Origin of the sequence: Phenylobacterium sp., assembly GCF_044236515.1 — a bacterium.
Taxonomy (GTDB): domain Bacteria; phylum Pseudomonadota; class Alphaproteobacteria; order Caulobacterales; family Caulobacteraceae; genus Phenylobacterium.
The window spans coordinates 1-8835 of the sequence record NZ_JBIIGK010000124.1; the positions used below are offsets into that span (position 1 = coordinate 1).

The window sequence follows — 8835 nt, forward strand, 5'->3', positions numbered from 1 at the left end:
CATCGGGCTGCTGTGGCAAGCGCCCGGGGGAGAGCAGGTGTTCGCCAACCTGACCCGCTCGGTCGAGCCGCCGAACTTCAGCGCCCTGTCGCCGAGCAATCAGGGACTGGCGGACATCGACGCCCAGAGCGCCTGGACCGCCGAGATCGGCGCCCGTGGCCGGCGCGGCGCGCTGGCCTGGGACGTGAGCGCCTATCGCGCCGAACTGCGCGACGAACTGTTGCTCTACGCGACGGCGGCGAACGGGCCGGCCATCACCTTCAATGCCGACGAGACCGTGCACCAGGGCCTGGAGGCGGCGCTGGACTGGACCGTCGGGTCGCTGCGGCTGCGCCAGACCTACACCTGGTCGGACTTCCGGTTCCGCGGCCGGCCTTACGACGGCAGGCGGCTGCCGGTCGTCCCCGAGCATTTCTACCGGGCCGAGCTGCGCTACCAGCATCCCGGCGGGGCGTTCGTGGCGCCGTCGCTGGAATGGTCGCCGTCGGGGGTTTGGAGCGACTTCGCCAACACCGACAAGGCCGACGGATATGTGCTGGTGAACCTCAACGCCGGCGTCGAGCTGCGTGACGGCCTCGCGGTGTTCGTCGAGGCGCGCAACCTCGCCGACAAGCGTTACATTTCCAACGTCCAGCCACAGATCACCACCGGCGCGGGCAGCGCCGCCTACTGGCCGGGCGACGGCCGTTCCATCTTCGGAGGCGTCAAATGGGACTTCTGAGAACCGCCGCGTTCGTCGCCGGGCTCGGCGCGGCCGGCCAGGCGGCGGCGCACATCTCGCCGATCCCGGCCGAGGCGCCGGCCGGCAGCTATCAGGCCATCCGCTTCCGGGTCGGCCACGCCTGCACCGGCGCCGAGGCGACCACGGCGGTGCGGATCGAGGCGCCCGCCGGCCTGCCGGCGATGCGCGCCCAGCCGAAGGCCGGCTGGACGGTCAGCATCGAGCAGCGGCCCGGCGAGGGCGGCGAGATCCAGGCAGTGACCTGGACCGGAAACCTGCCGCCCGACCAGTTCGACGAGTTCGCCGTCTTCCTGAAGCTGCCGGACGTCGTTGGCGAGATCGAGTTCGCCGCCATCCAGACCTGCGGTGCGACCGAGACCCGCTGGGACCAGCCGCCGATGCTCGGCGGCCCGACCCCGGCCCCGGTGTTCCGTATCATCCCCGCCGCCCCCGTGGCCGGCCCGCAGCACAACCATTGAGGATTGCCATGAAAGTCCTGCCCCTCGCCCTCGCCGTGGCCGCGGCCGCGGCCGCCGGCGCCGCGCACGCCGAGATCCGCGTCACCGAAGGCTGGAGCCGCCCGGCCGGAGCCGGCTTCACCGGCGTCGGCTATCTGACGATCGCCAACACCGATCGCGCGCCCGTCGCCCTGATCGGCGTCGAAAGCGCCGTGGCCGCCAGGACCGAAATCCACCGCACCACCGTCACCAACGGCGTCAGCCGCATGAGCGCCGAGCCGCGGGTGGTGATCCCGGCCGGCGGGCGGGTGGTGTTCCAGCCCAACGGCCGCCACCTGATGCTGATCGGCCTGAAGCAGCCGCTGAACATCGGCGGCCGCGTGCCCGTCACCCTGCGCTTCGAGGGGGGGCGGTCGGCGACCGGCCAGCTCGAGGTCCGCGCCGGCGCCGCCCCCGCCCGCGGCCGCCACTGACCTCCCGGCATTGACCGGCGGCTCGCCTGACGAAAATGTAACGGGCGTGACACCCTCAAGGCGGGGCATGGTCACGTCCGTTGCGAATTCCACATAGCGAGCCCAATCCGACATGAAGACCACCTGGCTCGGCGCCGTCGCGGTCGCCGCCCTGCTGTCCGGCGCGCCGGCCCCCGTCCTGGCCCAGCCGGCCGCCGCCGCCGACCTCGCGGCGGCCAAGCGGATGGGCGCCTGGGGGATCGACCTTTCCGGCCGCGACCTCAACGTCAGCCCCGGCGACAGCTTCTTCCGCCACGCCAACGGCGGCTATCTCGACAGGCTGGAGATCCCGGCCGACCGCTCGACCTATGGCGCGTTCAACGCGCTGGACGAGCTCTCCAAGTCGCGGATGCACGCGGTGGCCGAGAAGGCGGCGGCCGACCGCGCCGCGACCGGACCGACCGCCAAGGTCGGCGCGCTCTATCGCAGCTTCCTCGACGAGGCGAAGGTCGAGGCGCGCGGGACCGCCGTCCTGGCCGAGGATCTCGGCCAGATCCGCGCCGCCCGCAACCACGCGCAGATCGCCCGCCTGATGGGCGAGTCGATGCGCGACTTCGGCTCCTCGTTCTTCTCGGCGGCGATCTACGACGACGCCAAAGACCCGATGAACTACACGGTCTACCTCGGCCAGGCCGGCCTCGGCCTGCCCGACCGCGACTACTACCTGCAGGACAGCTTCGCGCCGCAGCGCCAGGCCTACGAGGCCTATGTCGCCAAGATGCTCACCCTGGCCGGCTGGCCGCAGCCGGCCGCTCACGCCAAGGCCATCGTCGCCGTCGAGACCGAGATCGCCAAGGTGTCGTGGACCCGGGCCGAACGCCGCGACGACGACAAAACCTACAATCCCTTCGACGTGTCCAAGCTGCCGGCCTACGCCCCCGGCTTCGACTGGCAGGGCTTCATGGCCGGCATGAACCTGGCGGGCCGAGAAAAGGTGGTGGTCGCGGAGAACACCGCCTTCCCGAAGATCGCCGCCATCTACGCCAAGACACCGGTCGACACCCTGCAGGCCTGGATGGCCTTCAACCTGGTGGACAACGCCGCGCCCTATCTGCCGAAGGCGTTCGACGAGGCACACTTCGACTTCCGCTCCAAGACCCTGTCGGGCCAGCCGCAGCAGCAGCCGCGCTGGAAGCGGGCGGTGATCCTGGTCGACAACCAGGTCGGCGAGGCGCTCGGCAAGCTCTACGTCGACGCCTACTTCCCGCCGGAGAGCAAGGCCAAGATGGACGCCCTGGTGGCCGACATCAAAGCGGCCATGAAGGGGCGAATCGAGAACCTCACCTGGATGGGGCCCGCGACCAAGGCCAAGGCGCTGGAGAAGCTGTCCAAGTTCACGGTCAAGATCGGCTATCCCGACACCTGGCGGGACTATTCGGCGCTGGACCTGCGGCCCGACGACCTGTTCGGCAACGTCAAGCGCGCCTCCGGCTTCGAGTGGGCCTATCGGGCCAACCGGCTGGGCAAGCCCGTTGATCGCGGCGAGTGGGGCATGACCCCGCCGACCATCAACGCCTACTACTCCTCGACCAAGAACGAGATCGTCTTCCCCGCGGGCATCCTGCAGCCGCCGTTCTTCGACCCCGACGCCGACCCGGCGGTGAACTACGGCGCCATCGGCGGCGTGATCGGCCACGAGATCACCCACGGCTTCGACGACCAGGGGCGCAAGTCCGACGGCGACGGGCGGCTGACCGACTGGTGGACGGCAGAGGACGCCGCTCGCTTTCAGGCCGAGGCGGTCAAGCTCGGCAAACAGTATTCGGCCCAGGAGATCCTGCCCGGCGCCTTCATCAACGGCGACCTGACGATGGGCGAGAACATCGCTGACCTCGGCGGGCTGCTGCTTGGTCTCGACGCCTACCGCATCTCGCTGAAGGGCAAGCCGGCGCCGGTGCTCGACGGCCTGACGGGCGACCAGCGGGTGTTCCTCGGCTGGGCGCAAGTCTGGCGGGCCAAGTACCGCGACGATCGGATGAAGCAGCTGCTGGTCTCCGACCCGCACGCGCCGCCGCAGAGCCGGGTCGACCTGCCGGTCCGCAACATCGACGCCTTCTACGAGGCGTTCGGCGTCAAGCCCGGCCAGAAGATGTACGTCGCCCCCGAGGAGCGCGTCAGGATTTGGTAGCCCGGGTGTTCCGCCCGCCTCGGCGGGCGGTTCCCTTTGCCTCGACCAGAAGAAATTGACACCCTCGTCAAAAATTGCGTCAGGCAAAAAATAAGACCCGCTGCGGGGGATAATCGCAGCGGGCCTCATTTGAGCTTTCGCTCGGATAGAAGGCGTTTCCTCCCCGAAACGCCGGAGACTTCAGGACTTAGGAGCCTTCATGTCTCTCGCAGGTCCAAGGAACGGCAATTTCTGGGGCAAGTCAACGGCCTGCATTGCGGGTCTGTGTCAGATTTTCGTCATTGCATCCAATTTGACGCACAGATTTTAGGCATGGACGCCAAATAAGGCGGCGGAAAGCCGCTCGTACGGCGGGCAGCCGACATCGAAGACGAAATCCGGGCGGGCGGCGGTGACGGGACCGAGGCCGGCGCGAGTCAGCGCCGACGCCGCTTCGGCGACCCGAGGCGCGTCGATCAGCAGGCCGTTCGGCCGGCGCGAAGCGCCCTCGGCGGCGAGACGCTCGACGATCGCCGTCTCCTCCGCGCCGCCGGTCATCGGCCAGATCAGGGTGGCGCTCGTCAGGGCCCCGGCCCGGGCCTCGATGACCCGCAACAGCTTCTCGGCGGCGGCGGCCTGTTCGCGGCTCCAGACGGCGCGCAGGCTGGCGGCCAGCTGCGCCTGGCTCTTGAGAATCAGCCCGTCGTCGAGGGTCTTCAGACCGTTGGCGGCCAGGGTCGCACCCGTCGTGGTGATGTCGACCACCACCTCGGCTGCGCCGGCGGCCGGCGCCCCCTCCGTCGCGCCGCCGGATTCGACGATGCGGTAGTCGGCGACGCCGTGCCGGGCGAAGAAGGCCCGGGTCTGGGTCAGGTATTTGGTGGCCACCCGCATCCGTCGGCCGGTGCGGGCCAGGATGTCGTGGGCGACGTCCTCGAGGTCGGCCATGCCGTCGACGTCAAGCCAGCTCTTGGGCGCGGCCACCACCAGGTCGGCGCGGCCGAAGCCGAGGGCGCGCAGCAGCATCACCCGGCCGTCGAGCTCGCCGCGCTCGCGCAGCAGGTCCTCGCCGGTGACGCCCAGGTGGATGTCGCCGGCGTCGAGGCCCTCGGCGATGTCGCCGGCCGACAGCAGGCGGACCTGCACGTCGGGCAGGCCCTTGAGTTCGGCGCGGTAGCCGCGCGACCCGCCGACCGACTGCAGCGGCACGCCGCAGTCGGCCAGCCAGGCGTCGACCTGTTCCTTGAGCCGGCCCTTGGAGGGAACCGCCAGGATCAATTGCCCGCTCATGCCTCGCCTCCCGCGAACGCGCGCCACGGGCGCACCATGCATCCGACCGCGCGGCCGTCGGCCGGTCCGCCCAGCCGGGCCAGCAGGCCGTCGTAGCGCCCGCCGACCGCCACTGGCCGATCGGCCCCGAGCGTGGCGCTGCGGATCTCGAACGTCAGGCCGTCGTAGTAGTCGAAGGCGTGGCCGAGGGCGGGGGCGAACTGGATGTCCGCCGCCGGGAGTTGCGCCAGCCGCGCCTCCCAGGCGCGGAGGGCGGCGTCCAGGGCCGGCGCGCTGCGTCCGGCCAGTTCGCGCACCCGGATCAGGCCGGCGGCGGGCGCGGCGGAGATGGCCATGAACTCGCGCACCGCATCGGCTTGGCCCTGGGTCAGAGTCGGCGCCTCGCGGGCCTCCGCCTTGCGCACCAAGCGGGCGGCGATCTCGGCCGCGCCACGGCCGCCGACCGGCTCGACGCCGGCCAGGGCCCACATCTCGACCAGCAGGTCTCCGGCCTTGTCCTCCGGCAGACCGGCGAGCATGGCGGCGAGCGGCGAGGCCTCGGCGGGCGCGACCTCGGCGCCGGCGCGGGCCAGTTCGGCCTGCAACAGGCGCGGCCGACCGGCGATCCGCGCCAGCCGGGCGGCCAGCGCCGGGGCCAGAGACAGCGACTGGATGAAGGCGGCGAACAGGCCGACGTCGCCCAGACACAGGGTCAGGTCCCGGCGACCGCCGGCCTCAGCGGCGCGCCAGGCGAGGGTCACCGCTTCGACGTCGGCGGCGACCGGATCGGCGGCCGCGGCGAAGTGCTCGAGACCAAGCTGGAGGAACTCCTCGGGCTGGCGGCCGTCCAGCGACGCCCGGAAGGCGGGGCCCTGGTAGATGTAACGGCCGGCCGCCGCGCCGCTCTCGATGTGGCGACGGGCGACGGCGACGGTGAAGTCGGGGCGCAGGCAGGCCTCGGCGCCGCCCTCAGCCTGGACGACGAATAGCCGGGCGCGCATCGCCTCGCCCGCGAGATCGAGGGTGAGGCCGAGCGGCTGGACCAGCGGCGCGTCGATCGGCGCGGCGCCGGCCGCGGCGAGCGGCGCCCGGATCGCGGCCACGGCGTCGGCGGGAACGGCAGGTTCGATCCTCACGGCTCAGGCCTCCAGGATCGTGCGGACCGCCGCGACGAGCTCGCCGCGCGGGATGGTCTGCTGGCCCGGGCGCTGCTCGCGCCAGGCGGCGTTGTCGGTGACCTTGCTGGACAGCTCACGGCCGAGATCAAGGTCCTTGAGGGTCACGGTCCCGGCGGCCAGTTCATCCTCGCCGACGATGACGGCGGCCGGCGACAGGCGGCGGTCGGCATACTTCATCTGCGCCTTCATGCCCGACGCGCCAAGGTAGACTTCCGCCGCGATCCCGGCGGCGCGCAGCTCGCCGGCGACGGCGAAGTAGTCGGCCATGCGGGTCTGGTCGAAGGCGATCACCACCACCGGGCCACGGGCCTGGGCGGTCAGGTCGCGGCCGGCGGCGCGCAGGGCCGCGGCCAGGCGGGAGACGCCAAACGAGAAGCCGGTGGCCGGGGTCCGTTCGCCGGTGAAGCGGGCGACAAGGTCGTCGTAGCGGCCGCCGCCGCCGACGGAGCCGAAGCGCACGGCCTGGCCCTTCTCGTCGATGGTCGGCAGCAGCAGCTCGGCCTCGAACACCGCGCCGGTGTAGTACTCAAGTCCGCGCACCACCGACGGATCGAAGGCCGCGCGGTCGGCGCCGACGCCAAGCCCGGTCAGGGCCGCATCGATGGCCGCCAGTTCCGCCAGCCCTTCGTCGCCTTCGGCCGAGCCGCCGATCACCCCGGCCAGGGTGGCGAGGGTCGCGGCGCGGTCGCCGCCGGCCGCCGCGGCGGTGAAGGCCAGGACCCGCTCGGCCGCCTGGGCGCCGAGACCCGCGCCCTTGGTGAAGGCGCCGGATTCGTCCAGTCGGCCCTCGCCGAGCAGCAGGTGCACGCCGTCGGGACCCAACCGGTCAAGCTTGTCGACGGCGCGCAGCACGGCGAGCTTCTGGCCCTCGTCGGCGACACCGGCCGCGGTCATCAGGCCGTTGAGCAGCTTGCGATTGTTGATCTTCAGCACCGCCGTGCCGGCCGGCAGGCCGGCGGCGAGAAGGCCGTCGGCGGCCATGGCGATGATCTCGGCGTCCGCTTCCGGGCGGGCCGAGCCCACCGTGTCGGCGTCGCACTGGACGAACTCGCGGAAGCGGCCGGGGCCGGGCTTCTCGTTGCGCCAGACCGGGCCGTAGGCATAGCGGCGGAACGGCTTGGCCAGCGTCTCCCAGTTCTGGGCCGCGAACCTCGCCAGCGGCGCGGTCAGGTCGTAGCGCAGGGCCATCCACTGTTCGTCGTCGTCCTGCAGGGCGAAGACGCCCTCGTTCGGCCGGTCGGCGTCGGGCAGGAACTTGCCAAGGGCGTCGGCATATTCGAACGCCCCCGTCTCCAGCCGCTCGAAGCCATAGCGCTCGTAGACCGCGGAGACCGCGTCGAGGATGGCGCGCTCGGCGGCCAGGTCGCGTGCACGGCGATCGACGAAGCCGCGCGGGGCGCGCGCTTCGGGCCCACTGGATTTGGGGCGGGTCGGCTCAGTGGTCATGAGGCGCGCTTAGCCTTTGCGGGCGGCGGGCTCAAGGAAGGAAGGCGGTCCATGCGTCGGGTCCTGGAGGCTCGAGGGTCAGGACGGCGCCGGATTGTCCAGCCCCGTCCGCGGTCGGCGGGGCTCGGAAGGGGTCGCGCTTAAGCCAAGCGATCCCAAGCCGATCCCGCGCGGGTCGGATGGTGATGGCCGTGATGGTGGGCGCGGCGGGTCATTGCGGCGCCGCTATAGCCGAGATGTGTGAACGAAGCGAGTCGGCGGGCGGACCCGCCTCTCCGTCCCTCGCTGCCGAAGTGGCCGGGGCTAGCGCAGCCGCGCGATCAGGGCCGCGGTCGAGGCGTCATGCGCTCCGGCCTCGCCGCCTTCGAGTTCCGCCAGAACCCGGGTCGCGAGGGTCTTGCCGAGTTCGACGCCCCACTGGTCGAAGCTGTTGATGCCCCACAGGACGCCTTCCACGAAGGTCTTGTGCTCATAGAGGGCGATCAGGGCGCCGAGCGCCTGCGGCGTCAGGCGGTCCATGAGGATGAAGCTGGACGGCCGGTCGCCGGGGAAGGTGCGTTGCGGCGCGAGCGCGTCGATCCGCGCGACGGCCAGGCCTTTGGCGGCGAGTTCGGCGCGCACGTCGGCCTCGCTGCGGCCGACCATCAGCGCCTCGGCCTGGGCGATGGCGTTGGCCAGCAGCTTGCGCTGGGCGGCGGGGTCGCCCTCCGTAGCTTCGCGCACCGCGACGATGTCCACCGGGATGATGTCCGTGCCCTGATGCAGGAGCTGGAAGAAGGCATGCTGGCCGTTGGAGCCGGCGTCGCCGAACACCGTCGCGGCGGTGGCGTGGGCGACCGGTCCGCCGTCGGCGGCGACCCGCTTGCCGTTGGATTCCATCTCCAGCTGCTGGAGGAAATCGGGCAGCAGTCGCAGGCGCTGGGCGTAGGGCACGACGGCCCGCGCCGGCCGGTCAAGGCCGTTGCGGTTGAAGACGTGGGCCAGGGCCAGGAGCAGCGGCGCGTTGGCCTCAGGCGGCGCCTCGCGGAAATGGGCGTCCATGGCCGCGGCCCCGGCCAGCATGGCCTCGAAGGCGTCGGGGCCGAGGGCGATGGCGCAGGACAGCCCGACCGCCGACCACACCGAATAACGGCCGCCGACCCAC

General features: G+C 71.7%; 7 protein-coding genes and 1 pseudogene. 4 read left to right on the forward strand and 4 right to left on the reverse strand.

From position 1 onward, the window contains the following. The 4 genes from ACILRF_RS12110 to ACILRF_RS12125 all read left to right on the forward strand — a co-directional run. A partial coding sequence (locus tag ACILRF_RS12110; protein WP_395673219.1) for a TonB-dependent receptor domain-containing protein occupies positions 1 to 721 on the forward strand: 721 nt, incomplete at its 5' end. Continuing rightward, positions 709 to 1200, forward strand: a complete 492-nt coding sequence (locus ACILRF_RS12115; protein ID WP_395673221.1) for a YcnI family protein — start codon at positions 709 to 711, stop codon at positions 1198 to 1200. The genes ACILRF_RS12110 and ACILRF_RS12115, both read left to right, overlap by 13 nt. 8 nt (positions 1201 to 1208) lie before the next feature. Beyond that, a complete protein-coding gene (locus tag ACILRF_RS12120; RefSeq protein ID WP_395673223.1) occupies positions 1209 to 1652 on the forward strand; it encodes a copper chaperone PCu(A)C in 444 nt (147 codons plus the stop codon). A 112-nt stretch (positions 1653 to 1764) separates the two neighbouring features. After that, entirely contained in the window at positions 1765 to 3819 is a 2055-nt protein-coding gene (locus tag ACILRF_RS12125) for a M13 family metallopeptidase (RefSeq protein ID WP_395673225.1), read from the forward strand. Positions 3820 to 4125: 306 nt separating this feature from the next. Here ACILRF_RS12125 and hisG read toward each other — a convergent pair whose 3' ends face one another. The 4 genes and pseudogenes from hisG to ACILRF_RS12145 all read right to left on the reverse strand — a co-directional run. Continuing rightward, on the reverse strand, positions 4126 to 5088 hold the full coding sequence (gene hisG / locus ACILRF_RS12130) for an ATP phosphoribosyltransferase (protein ID WP_395673227.1): 963 nt from the start codon (positions 5086 to 5088) through the stop codon (positions 4126 to 4128). Continuing rightward, entirely contained in the window at positions 5085 to 6203 is a 1119-nt protein-coding gene (locus tag ACILRF_RS12135; RefSeq protein WP_395673229.1) for an ATP phosphoribosyltransferase regulatory subunit, read from the reverse strand. The genes hisG and ACILRF_RS12135 overlap by 4 nt, the downstream gene beginning before the upstream one ends. Positions 6204 to 6206: 3 nt before the next feature. Beyond that, entirely contained in the window at positions 6207 to 7691 is a 1485-nt protein-coding gene (gene hisS, locus ACILRF_RS12140; RefSeq protein ID WP_395673231.1) for a histidine--tRNA ligase, read from the reverse strand. Between the two features lie 303 nt (positions 7692 to 7994). Beyond that, positions 7995 to 8835, reverse strand: a pseudogene (locus ACILRF_RS12145) (glucose-6-phosphate isomerase); the annotation flags it as partial.